This window comes from Pantoea sp. S61 (assembly GCF_016625145.1).
GTDB lineage: Bacteria > Pseudomonadota > Gammaproteobacteria > Enterobacterales > Enterobacteriaceae > Pantoea > Pantoea rwandensis_B.
Genome location: NZ_JACVUO010000011.1, coordinates 33,672 through 49,227 on the forward strand (window position 1 = coordinate 33,672; position 15,556 = coordinate 49,227).

The following is a 15,556-nucleotide window of genomic DNA, read 5'->3' on the forward strand; positions in this document are numbered from 1 at the left end:
ATCAGCCGTTTGAAGTATGACGGCTATCAAAACGGAATCGGCGGTCAAAAGCAACCGCCGGTCTGTCAGGAAATCTTAGCGTGCTGTCGCGTTTCGTCTATGTGCAATTAGCCGAAATTCACCTGGCGTTGAGAAGAGCGTTCAGCCAGACGCTTCAGCAGGCTGTTCAGCAACACACCGTAAGCGGGCAGGAAGAAAATCATGCAGATCAGCACTTTGAAGCTGTAATCCACCATTGCGATCTCCACCCAATGCGCGGCCATGAACGGGTCTGGGCTCTTGTAGAAGGCGATGAAAAAGAAGGCCAGCGTATCGCTGATATTACCGAGGAACATGGCCGCTGCAGGGGCGATCCACCACTGCGGTAAACGACGCAAACGGTTAAAAACGTGGACATCCAGAATTTGGCCCAGCGCATAGGCCATAAAGCTGGCACTGGCGATACGCGCGACAAACAGATTCACCTGTTCCAGCGATGCCCATCCTTGCCATTCGCCCTGATAGAACACGCAGGACACCACGTAAGAGATAAACAGCGCCGGGATCATCACCGCCAGAATAATACGACGGGCTAACGGCGCGCCAAAGATGCGCACGGTGAGATCGGTAGCAAGGAAGATAAACGGAAAGCTAAAGGCACCCCAGGTGGTGTGGAAGCCGAAGATGGAAACCGGCAGCTGTACCAGATAGTTACTGGAAGTGATCACCAGCAAATGGAATAGCGATAGCCAAAACAGCGCATGCATGCGCTGACGTGCAGAGAAATCAATCATGTAAGACCTTTTTAGTAATGGGGTGAGGGAACCCAACAATCCTCTTCATACTTCGCGTTGTAGCGGCGTTGGCTGCGTTCGCGTACCTCAGTCACTGACTTGTGTAAGTTCCCGGGGATACACGCTCTTGCCGCCTTACTACAGCGAGAATTATTTCGAGGATTGAGCAATGTAGTAAAAAAACGGCGGCGATCTTAGCGCGTTGCGCAATTAATGCAATGGTTAATTTTAACGCAATCGTTATCGCCTTGCGCTGTGCATTTAGCGCGCTAGAATGAGCGCCCATCTTGAATGAAGACAGAGAATCATGAGCGATCCTTTTTCTGCGCCGGACCACAAGCTTGATGCACTTGGCCTGCGCTGCCCGGAGCCGGTGATGATGGTGCGTAAAACAGTGCGCACCATGCAGGCGGGCGAAACCTTACTGATCATTGCCGACGATCCGGCCACCACACGTGATATTCCCGGTTTTTGCCGCTTTATGGAACATCAGTTGCTGGCACAGCAGACGGAAACGTTGCCGTACCAGTATTTGATTCAGAAAGGCACGGCTTAACGCTGTCGCAGTAATCGCAACGCGTTGGCTGTGACCAGCGCTGTCGCACCTGAATCGGCCAGCACCGCCAGCCACAAACCGGTGAAACCGAGCAGTGTGGTGATCAGGAAAATGCCTTTCAGCCCCAGCGCTATCGCGATGTTTTGACGGATAATGGCACGCGTGCGACGGGCCAGCGCCACGATACGCGGCAGAATCGCCAGGCGGTTTTGCGTCAGCGCGGCGTCGGCGGCTTCAAGCGCGACATCGGTGCCGCTGCCCATGGCAATGCCGAGGGTGGCGGCTTTCATCGCCGGAGCGTCGTTAATACCATCGCCCACCATAGCCAGCGGCTGCTGCTGCTCCAGTTTGCGCACCATCTCCACTTTATCGGCAGGCAACAAGCCGGCGCGATAATCGATGTTGAGTTGCGCCGCCATCGCCGCTGCCGCACGGGGGTTATCGCCAGTCAGCATCAGGCTATTAATGCCCAGCGCGTGCAACTGTGCCAGCGCCGTGACGGCTTCCTCGCGTAGCTGATCCTGCAACGCCAGGGTGCCGAGCACCGTCTCATCCTGCAACAGCACCACAACGGTTTTACCTTGCGCTTCTCGTTGCGCGATCGCCTGCTGCTGGTCGACGGTGAGCGTGGAGATATCGCGCGGTGCCAGTAACTGAAACGTTACGTCATCAATCTGCGCACGGATGCCGCTGCCAGCCAGCGTTTGCTGCTGCCGGGCGCGCGGTAGCTTGAGCTGGCGTTTTTCTGCCTCGCGCACGATGGCGATCGCCAATGGATGGCTGGAACCTTGCTCCACGGCCGCTGCCGTCCGCAACATCTCGTTTTCATCCATCGCACTGAAGGAATCGACTTCGGTCACCTGCGGCTTACCGAGGGTGAGAGTGCCGGTTTTATCGAATGCCATGGTCTGGATACGGCTAAGACGTTCCATCGCAGCCCCGCCTTTGATCAGGGCGCCCTGACGCGCGGCCGCCGCTAAGCCAGAGGTGATCGCTGCGGGTGTTGAAATCACCAGCGCACAAGGGCAGCCAATCAACAGCAGCGTCAGGCCCTTGTAAATCCACGGCAACCACGCGGCCCCCGCTAACAGTGGCGGCAGCACCATCACTAACAGCGCCAGCAGCATAATGGCAGGCGTATAAATGCGGCTGAAGCGATCAATAAAGCGCTCAACCGGCGCACGGTGGCTTTCAGCTTCTTCGATAAGCTGCAGGATGCGGTCAATCGCGCTCTGGCCAGGTTGGGAGATCACCTTCAGCGTGACCAGACGATCGACGCTAGTGGCGCCAGCCATCACCGTTTCGCCCGGCTGACGCGCAACCGGCACGGATTCGCCCGTCAGCGCACTTTCATCAAAACTGGCGCCCTGGTTCAGCAGCTCGCCATCGGCCGGCAAACGACCGCCAGCCGCGACTTCAATCGTATCGCCAGGATGTAAGTCAGCCAGCGCCACCTGCTCGCGCTGCGTGCCTGTCAAACGCGTAGCGGTATCGGGGCGCAGTGCCATTAACGCCGTCACACCGCGACGTGCGCGAGAAGCTGCAAATGACTCCAGCCGTTCGCCCAGCTGGAACAGCAGCAGCACCATGGCGGCTTCGGCATGTGCGCCAATCACCAACGCACCAGTGGCAGCAAGGGTCATCAGGGTTTCGATACTGAAGGGTGAACCGCCTCGCAGCAGTTTCCACGCGCTGAATGCAATCGGAGCCAGGCCGATCAGCGTGGTCATCACAAACAGGCGATCGCCCCATACCGAAGAAACCTGGCTCAGCAGCCAACTGGCAAGCATCAGCAGCGCCAGTAACAGCAAACCGGCATTTTCCTGCCAGCGGCGTTGCGGTGCGGGCTGAGATTGCGGATCGTTTGCGGTCAGGGTGAAGCCGACATTTTTTACCGCTTGTTCGATGGCCGGGCGGATATCCTGGTCGGCATCCACTAGCAGTTTTTCACTGGCAAAAATCACGCGAGCAGTGCGTACTTGTGCCAGCTGTTGCACGGCACTTTCAATTTTTCGCGCGCAGCTGGGGCAGTCCATTCCAGCAATCTGCCAGCGGAATTGATGGGCGCTGAGCGTGGGCCTGTCGCTTTCGGCGTCGCTTTCGCCACCGGGACTGCCGCTCTCGTTGTCGCAGCAACCGCAACCACTTTCTGGTGTGGCGGGAAGGGCGGCTGAGATTTTCAGCGTCGTGGGTGAAACGCTGCGAATGGCGCACAGCGGCTGGGTTTTGCTGTGGGATTTTCCACAACGGCATGAATGAGAATGGGCGTGCATAGAGCCTCCGGGATCAATGCGGGCCACTGCCCGCATCCCGAATGCTACACTCTGGAGTCAACTCCAGAGTCAAGCGAAAGGTCATCTTTTCTTCAATACAGCCACAGTGAACGCACAATCATAAAGTGGCCGGCGAAGTAGCAAGCGGCAACAATAGCGCTATCGGCACTGAAACGGCGGCGATAATGGGTGATAAACCAGACAATGTTGCCTAACAGCAGCAATCCGGCACCAACCAATAGTGAGAAGCTGTAATCCGTCGGGCGGAAGAAGTAATTCTCTGCCGCCATCCAGTTCATCACCAGCGTCATCCCAATGAGGGTACAGATCGGCCAGCGCAAATCCTCCAGCTTCGACCAGATAATGCCAATCACCACCACCCCAATCACCAGCAGCGTGACCGGAATCGGCCAGAAGAAACTCATGGTCATGTGGGCAGCAAAGCTGATGGTGTAGAGCAGATGTGACAGGAAGAATGCGCCCAGTGCATAGAGCATTTGCTGGCGAGGCAGTAACGTCAGTGCATCACCGACCAGAGTGGCAACCAGGCCCGCCAGAATCAGATAGTCGGTGGTATTCAGTGTGGGGGCTTGCCATGCCCAGGCGACCAGCAACAGCAAGGTTACGGGTTTGAACAGCCAGCGTTGCCACTGCGGGCCGCGGTATGAAGCATCAACGTACAGCCAACCGGAAAAAAGTACGGCAAGGAAAGACCAAAGCATGTTTTCTCCCTTTTCTGAACGTGCTGTTCAGAGTCATGAATTTTCCCAAAATCGCGATCTCAGTGTAAGTTACCGGCGACGAATGTGACAATCGGTCAACTCTGGTTGTATGCTTTGTCGTCTTTAACTGTTCCGACACTAACGCAAAGTGCGAGAGAAAACATGAGCAAACCACCGCTAATCTTTTTCATCGTTCTGGCGATTATTGCCGTATTGGCGACCCGTCAGTTTATTAAGCAACGCCGTGAAACCGCGGTAAATGATGCTTCACCGATTCGCTCACTGAGCGTTGAAGTGAAAACCAAACGTGAGTTCCCTTCGCCCAATCGCCGTACGCGCCAGCGTGAAGAGATTGTGGCTGAAGATATGAAGTACGAAGCCTGGTTTCATCCACTCAATGGGGCGAGTGATATCAAGGTGGTGGTGAGCGCTAATGACTATCATCATATTGATAAAGGCGCGAAGGGAGAGTTGAAAATGCAGGGCAGCCGCTTTGTCAGTTTCACGCCTGCGCAATAAAACGGGCCGCTGCTGCGGCCCGTATCGTTACATCTTCGGGTAATGCTTCTTCTGCCACGCCAGCAGTTCAAACACACCAAAAAAGAAAATCTTCGCCTGCGTGACGCCACTGAGTTTTGGCGCCTCTTTCGGCTGGGTAGCGCGCAGCAGAACCAGCTGCAAGCCGTGCATGATCACCATGAAGAACAGTGCCACATGCACAAAGTAGCGCAGCGGCGTCGGGAAAGGATGCACCAGATTGAGCAGCAGAAATGCCCAGACGCAAATCATCAGTAATCGTCCCAGATTAAGCCACATCGTGCGTCTCCTGTTGGCGTTGATAAAGGCGATAAGCCACCTGACCGGCAATTTTTTCGCGGTACAAGTCCCAGTTAGCGGGAGCCACTGGCGTGCCGTGCTCCACTTCACTTTCGACGTAAATCAGCGCGTTCTCCGCCAGCCAGCCGTTGTTTTCCAACAGCGTCAGCGTCTCCAGCAGTAACCCTTTGCGGAATGGTGGATCAACAAACACCACATCGAACGGCTCTCCGGGTTGGCTCAACCACTGAAGAGTATTGGTCTGCACGACTTTGCCTTGCGTCGCACGCAGGGTTTGCAGATTCTGCGACAGCTGTTGGGCGACGGAACGTTCCATCTCAAGCAGCGTAGCAGACGCCGCATAGCGTGACAGTGCTTCCAGCCCGAGCGCACCGCTACCGGCGAAGCAATCAAGACAACGCGCTTCCTGAATATCCGGCGCTAACCAGTTAAACAGGGTTTCACGCACGCGATCGGTGGTCGGGCGCAGACCCGCGCTATCCGGCACCGGTAATTTGCGACCGCGCCACTGTCCGCCAATGATACGAATCTGGCCAGCAGCGCCGCTGCTGCGGGGGGATTTACTCATTTTGCTCACAACTCGTCATAATTTGTTGCGTAGTTTAACGGGCGTGGCAGGCAGAAGAAACGTAAAAAAGGGTGCTGTGGTGCGCTGGCTGGAAAGTGTTAGACTACTGAGTTGATATGGCGCGCGTAATTGCCTGATTTTTACGCCGCTCGCGAACAAAAAATTGAATTTTTTATCCCCTGGGAACAGCGTGCTACCGGGAATAAGCCATCGAGGAGTGTGGTTACACAATGGCAAAAGAGAAAAAACGTCGCTTTTTTTCCTGGCTAGGCTTTGGCAAAGAAGAAGAGAAGCAGCAGCCTGCGGAAGAGCAGCAACCGGCCGAAGCGGCGCAACAGCCGATCGCTGAAGAGAGCGCGTTAGTAAGCGCCGAAGCGCAGGCGGAAGAGACGGTTGCCGTCACTGAGCACGTAGCCGAAGAACAACGGGCACAGCCGGAAGCGGTGGTGTCCGAGCCGATCACGGCAATTGAAGAGGAAGTGCTGCCGGAAGAGGAAGTCCATTCGGATGTGGCGCCTGGCGAAGAGGAGCCTCAGGCAGAAGAACTGAATATTGCCGCGCCTGCTGCGCAGCACGAGCCAGAGATCGAAGAAGCGGTCGTTGAGCCAGTGATTGCGCAGCATGAGCCAGAGATCGAAGAAGTAGTCGTTGAGCCAGTGATTGCGCAGCATGAGCCAGAGATCGAAGAAGCGGTCGTTGAGCCAGTGATTGCGCAGCACGAGCCAGAGATCGAAGAAGCGGTCGTTGAGCCAGAGATTGAAGCTGCGTCTGTTGAACCCGTGATTGTTCAGCATGAGCCAGAGGTCGAAGACGCAGCCGTTGAATCTGAAGATGACGCGTTGAGCGACGAAGAACTTGAAGCATTGGCGTTGGCCGAAACCTATGCAGAAGACGCTGAAGCCGAAGCGCAGGATACCGTCAGCGATTTACCGCTGGCCGCTGCGCCGCTGGTCACGCAGGAGCAGGATCGTCCGACCAAAGAGGGCTTCTTTGCTCGCCTCAAGCGCAGTCTGGTCAAAACCCGAGAAAACCTTGGTTCTGGTTTTGTTAGCCTGTTCCGCGGCAAAAAGATCGATGATGACCTGTTTGAAGAGCTGGAAGAGCAGCTGCTGATTGCTGATGTGGGTGTGGAGACCACGCGCCGCATCATCACCAATCTGACGCAGCAGGCTAACCGTAAGCAGTTGCGTGATGCTGAAGCACTTTACGGCCTGCTGAAAAGTGAAATGGCCGGCATTCTGGAAAAGGTTGATCAGCCACTGGATGTGGGCGGCAAGACGCCGTTTGTTATCCTGATGGTGGGCGTCAACGGCGTGGGTAAAACCACCACTATCGGTAAGCTGGCGCGTCAATATCAGGCGCAGGGCAAATCAGTGATGTTGGCGGCGGGTGATACCTTCCGTGCAGCAGCCGTGGAGCAGCTTCAGGTCTGGGGTCAGCGTAACAACATTCCGGTGGTGGCTCAGCATACGGGTGCTGACTCGGCTTCCGTTATCTTCGACGCCATCCAGGCCGCGAAGTCGCGCAACGTCGATGTATTGATTGCAGATACCGCTGGTCGCCTGCAGAACAAAGCGCATCTGATGGAAGAGCTGAAAAAAATCACCCGCGTGATGAAAAAGTTGGATGAGGATGCACCGCATGAGGTGATGTTGACCCTCGATGCCAGCACCGGGCAAAACGCCGTTAGCCAGGCCAAACTGTTCCATGAAGCGGTGGGACTGACAGGCATCACGCTGACCAAGCTCGACGGCACCGCCAAAGGTGGTGTGATCTTCTCGGTTGCCGATCAGTTTGGCATTCCGATTCGCTATATCGGTGTCGGGGAAGGCATCGAGGATTTACGGCCGTTTAAGGCCGCAGACTTTATTGAGGCACTGTTTGCCCGAGAGGAATGATTGGGATGATTCGCTTTGAAGAGGTCAGTAAAGCATACCTGGGAGGACGTCAGGCGCTGCAGGGAGTGGATTTCCATCTGCGCCCCGGCGAAATGGCATTCCTGACCGGCCACTCCGGCGCAGGGAAAAGTACCTTGCTGAAGCTGATTTGTGGCATTGAGCGCCCGAGCGCCGGGCAAATCTGGTTTAGCGGCCACGATATTTCACGCCTGCGTCGCAGCGAAGTGCCTTTCCTGCGACGTCAGATCGGGATGATTTTCCAGGATCACCACTTGCTGATGGATCGTTCGGTCTATGACAACGTGGCGATTCCGCTGATTATTTCCGGCGCCAGCGGTGAAGATATTCGTCGCCGTGTATCGGCAGCGTTGGACAAAGTCGGCTTGCTCGACAAAGCGAAGAGTTATCCGATCCAGCTTTCTGGTGGTGAACAGCAACGTGTGGGCATTGCCCGCGCGGTGGTGAACAAACCTGCGGTGCTGCTGGCGGACGAACCCACCGGTAACCTGGATGATGCCCTGTCAGAAGACATTCTACGTCTGTTTGAAGAGTTCAACCGCGTCGGTGTGACCGTCTTGATGGCGACGCACGACACCGGTTTGATTGCCCGCCGCGATTACCGCTTGATGACGCTGAATCAGGGACGCCTGCACGGAGGCCATGATGGTCAATAAACGCAATAAGCGCCCGGCGGCGCCAAAGGCGACGAAACAGCCTTCAAAAAGTAAGGCGTTGAAAGGCGGCTGGCAGGAGCAGTGGCGCTATGCGCTGCGCGGCACGCTGTCGGATATGTGGCGTCAGCCGCTGGCTACGCTGCTGACCGTGATGGTGATTGCCATCTCGCTGACGCTGCCCAGCGTCTGCTATATGGTGTGGAAAAACGTCAGCCAGGCGGCGACGCAGTGGTATCCTGCACCGCAGTTGACGGTATATCTGGATAAAGCGCTGGATGATACGGCTGCTGAGAATGTCGCTGCTGAGCTGAAAAAGTTAGATGGCGTGGATAACGTTAACTATCTGACCCGTGAAGAAGCGCTGAATGAGTTCCGCAACTGGTCTGGTTTTGGCGGTTCAATGGATATGCTGGAGCAAAACCCGTTGCCCGCCGTGGCTATCATCACGCCGAAACTCAATTTCCAGAATTCGGACACCATGGCTAACCTGCGCGATCGCGTGTCGAAAGTGCAGGGCGTGGATGAAGTGCGCATGGATGACAGCTGGTTTGCCCGATTAGCCGCGTTGACCGGGCTGGTGGGGCAAATCGCTTCGATGATTGGTCTTCTGATGGTGGTGGCGGTGTTCCTGGTGATCGGCAATAGCGTACGCCTGAGCATCTTTGCCCGTCGTGATACCATCAATGTGCAAAAGCTGATTGGTGCCACCGATGGCTTTATCCTGCGTCCGTTCCTGTATGGTGGCGCACTGTTAGGTTTCAGTGGCGCAGTACTTTCACTGCTACTTTCCGAGGTGCTGGTATTGCGCCTACAATCGGTGGTGGCGCAGGTGGCGACGGTGTTTGGTACCACCTTTGTTCTGGAAGGTTTTTCCTGGGATGAAGGGCTGCTTCTGCTGCTCATCGCCGCCATTATTGGCTGGATTGCCGCGTGGTTAGCGACTGTACAACATTTACGCCGATTTACGCCGCAGTAACCAACAGCAACGTTTTTTGATATAATCTTCCTCTGCTGCCGACGATCTGGGAGCAGAGGATTTTTCCTATTTCCCCCGCCGTCATCTGTGTGTAAAATATTCACTGCTATAATTGAACTTGTGGATAACTTTATCGTCCAAGTAGCACAGATTGCTTTTGGTTTTTTCGCGACGTTGACATAATGTTACGTCTGCGCAAAACACCGTGCAGCAAGTCCATTGAATTTGTGAGGGTTTGAATGACCAAAGAAATGCAAACTTTAGCGATTGCGCCTCTGGGTAACCTGGAATCTTATGTCCGGGCTGCCAACAACTGGCCGGTATTGACGGCAGAAGAGGAGAAGGCATTAGCGGAGAAACTGCATTACCAGGGCGATCTGGATGCAGCGAAGACGCTGATCCTGTCTCACCTGCGCTTTGTTGTTCATATTGCTCGTAACTACTCCGGTTACGGCCTGCCACAGGCGGACCTGATTCAGGAAGGTAACATCGGCCTGATGAAGGCGGTACGTCGCTTCAACCCTGAAGTTGGCGTGCGTCTGGTGTCATTTGCCGTGCACTGGATTAAAGCGGAAATTCACGAATACGTGCTGCGTAACTGGCGTATCGTGAAAGTCGCGACCACGAAAGCTCAGCGCAAGCTGTTCTTTAATCTGCGTAAAAGCAAACAGCGTCTTGGTTGGTTCAACCAGGACGAAGTGGAGATGGTTGCGCGCGAGTTAGGCGTGAGCAGTAAAGATGTCCTCGAGATGGAATCTCGTATGGCCGCGCAGGATATGACTTTCGACATGTCTTCGGATGACGAAGCTGGTGAAGGTAAGCCGATGGCACCGGTACTCTATCTGCAGGATAAAACCTCAGACTTTGCCGACGGCATTGAAGAGGATAACTGGGATGCGCACGCTGCTGACAAGCTGAGCGATGCCATGCTGAGCCTCGATGAGCGCAGCCAGCACATCATCCGCGCCCGTTGGCTGGATGATGAGAACAAAACCACGTTGCAGGAACTGGCCGACAAATATGGCGTCTCTGCAGAGCGTGTGCGTCAGCTGGAAAAGAACGCCATGAAGAAACTGCGTATGGCGATTGAAGCCTGATAAAGCATCAGGTCAAAACGGGGCGACTTTTATAGTCGCCCTTTTTATTGCCCGAGATCTGTAGCGCCGCAATTTATTGCGCATCTGCCAGCCAAGATGCCGCTTCAGGTCTGCGCGATTAATCGCGCCGCTACGTGTCCGGAATAATTAGCGCACCCAGCCATCGGCCTGCGCGCGAAAACCACAGGACTGCATAAACGCCGCGCGGATATTCTGATCGGCTTCGCCGTCATCGGCTATCCACCAATCCGACAGTGCGCTGTTCTGCGCCATGGTCTCTTCCAGCAGATATTGCCCGACGCCGCGCCGCCGCGTCACTTCGCGTACGGTGAGGTGCGAAATCTTCCCCTGCGTGCCACGAATTTCCAGCTGTAACCCACCCAACAGACGATTGTTAAACCTTGCCGCATACAAGCGTTGCGTCTCGCTTAATACAGCTTCAAGTTGCGAAATATCGATCTGCGGCCAGACTTTAGCTAAATCCAACCGATCCTGCGGCGTGAGTGCGGTGATTCGCTGAATAGTGAGCTTCATTACCCTTACCTGTACTGCCAGAAAGGCCATAGTGTAGCGAATTTAGACAGTCAGCGTGCTGTCACTTTTTTTCTATGAAAATAGGTCAAATGCCAGCCAGTTTGCCAGGATTGTGGAGGAAGTCATCAATGTTAGCTGAAAAAGCCAGCATAACACGCTGGCATTTTGGCTAAAAACCGGCCATAAAAACCAGATGATTCTGCTGTGCAACGCGACTAATACTGAATATGTCAGTTGATTTACAGAAGAAAGTTCCTGTTTAATAACCTGAAAAATAAAGCCTTATTACCAATAAATGCCAGAAAAGAGCGCTAACTCATTATTCTTGAATCAGTTTTCCTCTTTGACTGGCAGAAAATAAACCAAACACAACGACACACGACACAACAGATGGGGAAGTTCGCATGAAAATGAGTAAAGGACGCGCATTACTGGCGGGTTGCGTTGCGCTGGCGCTGAGCCACGCGGCACTGGCGAAAGATATCAAGATTGCCATCGTTGGCGCAGCAACCGGTCCGGTTGCGCAATACGGTGATATGCAGTTTACCGGTGCAGCGCAAGCCATTAAGGACATCAACGCCAAAGGTGGCGTGAACGGTGACAAACTGGTTGGCGTGGAATATGACGACGCCTGTGACCCGAAACAAGCGGTTGCAGTGGCCAACAAAGTGGTTAACGACGGCATCAAGTATGTGATCGGCCACCTGTGCTCCTCTTCTACTCAGCCTGCTTCCGACATCTATAACGATGAAGGCATTCTGATGATCACCCCAGCGGCAACCGCACCAGAGCTGACCGCGCGTGGCTATGCGGATGTGCTGCGTACTACCGGTCTGGATTCCGATCAGGGCCCAACCGCTGCAACTTACATTCTCAATGAGATCAAACCAAAACGTATCGCTGTGGTGCATGACAAGCAGCAGTACGGTCAGGGACTGGCCGAATCGGTGCAGAAAACCCTGAAAGCCAAAGGCGGCAACGTAGTGCTGTTCGAAGGTATCACCGCGGGCGATAAAGATTTCTCTACGCTGATTGCGCGTTTGAAGAAAGAAAACGTCGATTTCGTTTACTACGGTGGCTACTACCCAGAGCTGGGCCAGATTCTGCGTCAGGCAAAAGCAGCCGGTCTGACTGCTGGCTTCATGGGTCCAGAAGGTGTGGGCAACGCCTCACTGTCTAACATCGCCGGTGATGCATCTGAAGGCCTGTATGTCACCTTGCCGAAACGTTATGACCAGTTGCCAGAGAACAAGGCGATTGTTGAAGCCATCAAAGCCAATACCGCGTCTAACCGTAAAGATCCAACCGGTCCGTTCGTCTGGACCACCTATGCGGCCATTCAGTCGCTGGTGGCCGGTATCGAACGTAGCAAGAGCGCTGAGCCAGATGCCATTGCTAAAAACCTGAAAGAGGGCGCAGCGGTTCCAACGGTGATGGGCAACCTGAACTGGGATCAGAAAGGCGACCTGAAGGGCTTCGAATTTGGTGTCTTCAAATGGCACAAAGACGGTTCCTCTACCGCTGTTAAGTAATTCCCAACCTTAAATTGATTGGCCCTCTCTTTTGCCGGAGAGGGCTGGGGGAGGGACAGCGCGTACCGTCTTGATGAGATCCCGCGCGCCTGTTCCCTCACCCTAACCCTCTGCCAAAAGGGAGAGGGGATTTTTAGTCCACATGCAGGTCCTCACTATGTCCGAGCAGTTTCTCTATTTCATTCAGCAGATGTTCAACGGGGTCACCCTCGGGAGCACTTACGCGCTGATCGCCATTGGTTACACCATGGTTTACGGCATCATCGGCATGATCAACTTCGCCCATGGCGAGGTGTATATGATCGGCAGTTATGTCTCCTTTATTGTGATTGCCGCCCTGATGATGATGGGTATCGATACCACGTGGCTGATGATTGCCGCCGGGTTCGTGATGGCGGTGATCATCTCCAGCGCCTACGGCTGGAGCATTGAGCGCGTGGCGTATAAACCCGTGCGCTCCTCTAAGCGCTTAATCGCGCTGATCTCGGCCATCGGGATGTCGATCTTCCTGCAGAACTACGTCAGTCTGACGCAAGGTTCGCGTGATCTGGCGTTGCCAAGCCTGATTACCGGCCAGTGGACGCTGGGCGAGAGCAACGGTTTCGCTGCCACGCTCTCCACCATGCAGCTGGTGATTTGGGTGGTGACCTTCCTCTCGATGCTCGCCCTGACGCTGTTTATTCGTTATTCACGTATGGGCCGCGCCTGCCGCGCCTGTGCGGAAGACCTGAAAATGGCCAGTCTGCTGGGGATTAACACTGACCGCGTGATTTCACTGACCTTCATTATTGGTGCCGCGATGGCGGCGGTGGCGGGCGTGCTGCTGGGTCAGTTTTACGGCTCGATCAACCCGTTTATCGGCTTCATGGCTGGGATGAAGGCGTTTACCGCTGCGGTATTAGGCGGCATCGGCAGTATTCCGGGCGCGATGATTGGTGGTCTGGTGCTCGGTATTGCTGAAGCGCTGACCTCGGCGTATCTGTCGACCGAATACAAAGATGTGGTGTCTTTCGCGCTGCTGATTGTGGTGCTGCTGGTGATGCCGACCGGCATTCTGGGCCGTCCGGAGGTAGAGAAAGTATGAAACGCCTCGGTCTGGTCAACGCCGTGATTTCAACGGTGATGTTACTGATTCTCGCCACTTTCTTTATGGGCGTCCGTCTCGATCTTGATGGCACCAAACTGGTGGTGGCTAACGCTGGCGCGGCGCGCTGGAACTGGATTTTCATCGGCTGTGCGGTGGTTTTTGTCTTCCAGCTGCTGCGTCCGCTGTTCCATGGCAAGTTCAAACGCAGCGGTAAAGGCTTCGTGCTGCCTGGCTTCGATGGTTCGACGCCAAAGCAAAAGCTGGTGATGGCGCTGTTGATTGTTGCTGCGGTGCTGTGGCCGTTTCTGGTGTCGCGCGGCAGTGTCGATATCGCCACATTAACGCTGATCTACGTGATGCTCGGTCTCGGCCTCAACGTGGTGGTCGGCCTGTCTGGTTTGCTGGTGCTGGGCTACGGTGGTTTCTATGCCATCGGCGCTTACACCTTTGCGTTGCTCAATCACTATTACGGTTTTGGTTTCTGGGAAAGCCTGCCGCTGGCGGGGATTGTCGCGGGTGCGTTTGGCCTGATGCTCGGCTTCCCGGTACTGCGCCTGCGCGGTGACTATCTGGCGATTGTGACGCTCGGCTTCGGTGAGATCGTGCGTATTCTGCTGCTGAACAGCACCTCTATTACCGGCGGTCCAAACGGTATCGCGCAGATTCCTAAACCGAGCCTGTTTGGCATTGAGTTTGGACGTCGTGTCAGTGAAGGCGGCTGGACCACTTTCCATGAGCTGACGGGGCTACAATACGATCCGAATCATCGTGTGATTTTCCTCTATCTGGTGGCGCTGCTGCTGGTGGTGCTGACGCTGTTCGTTATCAACCGCTTGCTGCGCATGCCATTGGGCCGTGCGTGGGAAGCGCTGCGTGAAGACGAGATCGCCTGCCGCTCGCTGGGCTTGAGCCCAACGCGTATTAAGCTGACCGCCTTCACGATCAGCGCCGTGTTTGCGGGTTTTGCCGGCACGTTGTTCGCTGCACGTCAGGGCTTTGTCAGCCCGGAATCCTTCACCTTTGTCGAGTCTGCCTTTGTGCTGGCGATTGTGGTGCTGGGCGGCATGGGATCGCAGTTCGCGGTGATCCTCGCGGCGATACTGTTGGTGGTGTCGCGCGAATTGATGCGTGATTTGAACGAGTACAGCATGCTGGTGCTCGGTGGTTTGATGGTGCTGATGATGATCTGGCGTCCGCAAGGGCTGCTGCCGATGAAGCGTCCACACCTGAAGTTGAAAAGCAGTAAACAAGGAGAGCAGGCATGAGTCAGCCTTTGTTAGCCGTTGAAGGCTTGATGATGCGCTTTGGCGGGCTGTTGGCCGTCAACAATGTGGCGCTGGAACTGCATCCCCAGGAAATCGTGTCACTGATCGGGCCAAACGGTGCCGGTAAAACCACGGTGTTCAACTGCCTGACCGGTTTTTACAAGCCGACCGGCGGTACCATCAAACTGCGCGATCAAGAGTTGCAGGGGCAGCCGGGCCAGAAAATTGCGCGCATGGGTATCGTGCGTACTTTCCAGCACGTGCGTCTGTTCCGTGAGATGACAGTGATTGAGAACCTGCTGGTGGCGCAGCATCAGCACCTGAAAAGCGGTGTGTTCTCCGGCTTGTTCAAAACCCCGGCGTTTCGTCGCGGGGAGAGTGAAGCATTGGATCGTGCGGCTACCTGGCTGGAGCGCATCGGCTTGCTGGAGCTGGCCAACCGCCAGGCGGGTAATCTGGCTTATGGTCAGCAGCGCCGTCTGGAGATTGCACGCTGCATGGTGACGCGTCCGGAAATCCTGATGCTGGATGAGCCTGCCGCAGGACTTAACCCGCGCGAAACCCACGAACTGGACGAGCTGATTGCCGAACTGCGCGGTGAGCATAAGGTCTCGGTACTGTTGATCGAACACGATATGAAGTTGGTGATGGGCATTTCTGACCGCATTTATGTGGTGAACCAGGGTACACCGCTGGCTAACGGTACGCCGGAAGAAGTGCGTAACAATCCGGATGTGATCCGAGCTTATTTAGGTGAGGCGTAA

At 55.2% G+C, this 15,556-nt stretch carries 16 protein-coding genes; 10 read left to right on the top strand and 6 right to left on the bottom strand.

Features of this window, described 5'->3' with window-relative positions:
- Positions 1–107: 107 nt before the first annotated feature.
- Positions 108–773, bottom strand: a complete 666-nt coding sequence (locus IAE30_RS19080) for a 7-cyano-7-deazaguanine/7-aminomethyl-7-deazaguanine transporter (protein WP_038643701.1) — start codon at positions 771–773, stop codon at positions 108–110.
- 307 nt (positions 774–1,080) lie between these two features.
- Between IAE30_RS19080 and tusA the strand changes: the two genes are divergently transcribed.
- Positions 1,081–1,329, top strand: coding sequence for a sulfurtransferase TusA (tusA, locus tag IAE30_RS19085; RefSeq protein WP_034827082.1), 249 nt, complete (start codon positions 1,081–1,083; stop codon positions 1,327–1,329).
- On the opposite strand, the gene IAE30_RS19090 is transcribed toward tusA, so the two are convergent.
- Both IAE30_RS19090 and IAE30_RS19095 read right to left on the bottom strand, forming a co-directional pair.
- The gene (locus IAE30_RS19090) at positions 1,326–3,602 is read right to left on the bottom strand and encodes a zinc/cadmium/mercury/lead-transporting ATPase (RefSeq protein ID WP_200680730.1); all 2,277 of its coding nucleotides are present in this window, start codon (positions 3,600–3,602) and stop codon (positions 1,326–1,328) included. The two genes, tusA and IAE30_RS19090, sit on opposite strands and share 4 nt — an antisense overlap.
- A gap of 92 nt (positions 3,603–3,694) precedes the next feature.
- Positions 3,695–4,324, bottom strand: coding sequence for a lysoplasmalogenase (locus IAE30_RS19095; protein WP_038643698.1), 630 nt, complete (start codon positions 4,322–4,324; stop codon positions 3,695–3,697).
- Positions 4,325–4,486: 162 nt separating this feature from the next.
- Between IAE30_RS19095 and IAE30_RS19100 the strand changes: the two genes are divergently transcribed.
- Positions 4,487–4,843, top strand: coding sequence for a DUF2500 domain-containing protein (locus tag IAE30_RS19100; protein ID WP_045815768.1), 357 nt, complete (start codon positions 4,487–4,489; stop codon positions 4,841–4,843).
- A gap of 27 nt (positions 4,844–4,870) precedes the next feature.
- Here the strand turns inward: IAE30_RS19100 and IAE30_RS19105 are convergent, their stop codons facing one another.
- Together IAE30_RS19105 and rsmD are read right to left on the bottom strand one after the other, a co-directional pair.
- On the bottom strand, positions 4,871–5,140 hold the full coding sequence (locus IAE30_RS19105; RefSeq protein ID WP_034827067.1) for a DUF1145 family protein: 270 nt from the start codon (positions 5,138–5,140) through the stop codon (positions 4,871–4,873).
- Complete coding sequence (rsmD, locus tag IAE30_RS19110) at positions 5,130–5,729, bottom strand: 16S rRNA (guanine(966)-N(2))-methyltransferase (RefSeq protein WP_034827065.1); 600 nt, start codon at positions 5,727–5,729, stop codon at positions 5,130–5,132. The genes IAE30_RS19105 and rsmD overlap by 11 nt, the downstream gene beginning before the upstream one ends.
- A gap of 230 nt (positions 5,730–5,959) precedes the next feature.
- On the opposite strand from rsmD, the gene ftsY reads away from it, so the two are divergent.
- From ftsY to rpoH, 4 genes are all read left to right on the top strand, one after another.
- Positions 5,960–7,627 carry a signal recognition particle-docking protein FtsY gene (ftsY, locus tag IAE30_RS19115; RefSeq protein ID WP_200680732.1) on the top strand — a complete coding sequence of 556 codons (1,668 nt, stop codon included), beginning with the start codon at positions 5,960–5,962 and terminating at the stop codon, positions 7,625–7,627.
- A 5-nt stretch (positions 7,628–7,632) separates the two neighbouring features.
- Complete coding sequence (gene ftsE / locus IAE30_RS19120) at positions 7,633–8,301, top strand: cell division ATP-binding protein FtsE (protein WP_038643692.1); 669 nt, start codon at positions 7,633–7,635, stop codon at positions 8,299–8,301.
- The gene (gene ftsX / locus IAE30_RS19125; RefSeq protein ID WP_038643690.1) at positions 8,291–9,277 is read left to right on the top strand and encodes a permease-like cell division protein FtsX; all 987 of its coding nucleotides are present in this window, start codon (positions 8,291–8,293) and stop codon (positions 9,275–9,277) included. Before ftsE ends, ftsX begins: the two co-directional genes overlap by 11 nt.
- 239 nt (positions 9,278–9,516) lie before the next feature.
- Positions 9,517–10,374: an RNA polymerase sigma factor RpoH gene (gene rpoH / locus IAE30_RS19130; protein WP_034827057.1), complete on the top strand. Its 858-nt coding sequence runs from the start codon at positions 9,517–9,519 to the stop codon at positions 10,372–10,374.
- A gap of 147 nt (positions 10,375–10,521) precedes the next feature.
- Here rpoH and panM read toward each other — a convergent pair whose 3' ends face one another.
- Entirely contained in the window at positions 10,522–10,908 is a 387-nt protein-coding gene (gene panM / locus IAE30_RS19135) for an aspartate 1-decarboxylase autocleavage activator PanM (protein ID WP_200537995.1), read from the bottom strand.
- A gap of 404 nt (positions 10,909–11,312) precedes the next feature.
- On the opposite strand from panM, the gene IAE30_RS19140 reads away from it, so the two are divergent.
- The 4 genes from IAE30_RS19140 to livG all read left to right on the top strand — a co-directional run bounded on the left by IAE30_RS19140 (position 11,313) and on the right by livG (position 15,556).
- Complete coding sequence (locus tag IAE30_RS19140) at positions 11,313–12,440, top strand: branched-chain amino acid ABC transporter substrate-binding protein (RefSeq protein WP_045815772.1); 1,128 nt, start codon at positions 11,313–11,315, stop codon at positions 12,438–12,440.
- A gap of 157 nt (positions 12,441–12,597) precedes the next feature.
- Positions 12,598–13,524: a high-affinity branched-chain amino acid ABC transporter permease LivH gene (livH, locus tag IAE30_RS19145; protein WP_034827036.1), complete on the top strand. Its 927-nt coding sequence runs from the start codon at positions 12,598–12,600 to the stop codon at positions 13,522–13,524.
- A complete protein-coding gene (locus IAE30_RS19150) occupies positions 13,521–14,792 on the top strand; it encodes a high-affinity branched-chain amino acid ABC transporter permease LivM (RefSeq protein ID WP_038643685.1) in 1,272 nt (423 codons plus the stop codon). Before livH ends, IAE30_RS19150 begins: the two co-directional genes overlap by 4 nt.
- The gene (gene livG / locus IAE30_RS19155) at positions 14,789–15,556 is read left to right on the top strand and encodes a high-affinity branched-chain amino acid ABC transporter ATP-binding protein LivG (RefSeq protein WP_038643684.1); all 768 of its coding nucleotides are present in this window, start codon (positions 14,789–14,791) and stop codon (positions 15,554–15,556) included. Before IAE30_RS19150 ends, livG begins: the two co-directional genes overlap by 4 nt.

Excerpts from the sequence above, each read along its gene's own strand:
- IAE30_RS19080 (WP_038643701.1), bottom strand. The coding sequence starts at position 773 with ATGATTGATTTCTCTGCACGTCAGCGCATGCATGCGCTGTTTTGGCTA.
- tusA (WP_034827082.1), top strand. The coding sequence starts at position 1,081 with ATGAGCGATCCTTTTTCTGCGCCGGACCACAAGCTTGATGCACTTGGC.
- IAE30_RS19090 (WP_200680730.1), bottom strand. The coding sequence starts at position 3,602 with ATGCACGCCCATTCTCATTCATGCCGTTGTGGAAAATCCCACAGCAAA.
- IAE30_RS19095 (WP_038643698.1), bottom strand. The coding sequence starts at position 4,324 with ATGCTTTGGTCTTTCCTTGCCGTACTTTTTTCCGGTTGGCTGTACGTT.
- IAE30_RS19100 (WP_045815768.1), top strand. The coding sequence starts at position 4,487 with ATGAGCAAACCACCGCTAATCTTTTTCATCGTTCTGGCGATTATTGCC.
- IAE30_RS19105 (WP_034827067.1), bottom strand. The coding sequence starts at position 5,140 with ATGTGGCTTAATCTGGGACGATTACTGATGATTTGCGTCTGGGCATTT.
- rsmD (WP_034827065.1), bottom strand. The coding sequence starts at position 5,729 with ATGAGTAAATCCCCCCGCAGCAGCGGCGCTGCTGGCCAGATTCGTATC.
- ftsY (WP_200680732.1), top strand. The coding sequence starts at position 5,960 with ATGGCAAAAGAGAAAAAACGTCGCTTTTTTTCCTGGCTAGGCTTTGGC.
- ftsE (WP_038643692.1), top strand. The coding sequence starts at position 7,633 with ATGATTCGCTTTGAAGAGGTCAGTAAAGCATACCTGGGAGGACGTCAG.
- ftsX (WP_038643690.1), top strand. The coding sequence starts at position 8,291 with ATGGTCAATAAACGCAATAAGCGCCCGGCGGCGCCAAAGGCGACGAAA.
- rpoH (WP_034827057.1), top strand. The coding sequence starts at position 9,517 with ATGACCAAAGAAATGCAAACTTTAGCGATTGCGCCTCTGGGTAACCTG.
- panM (WP_200537995.1), bottom strand. The coding sequence starts at position 10,908 with ATGAAGCTCACTATTCAGCGAATCACCGCACTCACGCCGCAGGATCGG.
- IAE30_RS19140 (WP_045815772.1), top strand. The coding sequence starts at position 11,313 with ATGAAAATGAGTAAAGGACGCGCATTACTGGCGGGTTGCGTTGCGCTG.
- livH (WP_034827036.1), top strand. The coding sequence starts at position 12,598 with ATGTCCGAGCAGTTTCTCTATTTCATTCAGCAGATGTTCAACGGGGTC.
- IAE30_RS19150 (WP_038643685.1), top strand. The coding sequence starts at position 13,521 with ATGAAACGCCTCGGTCTGGTCAACGCCGTGATTTCAACGGTGATGTTA.
- livG (WP_038643684.1), top strand. The coding sequence starts at position 14,789 with ATGAGTCAGCCTTTGTTAGCCGTTGAAGGCTTGATGATGCGCTTTGGC.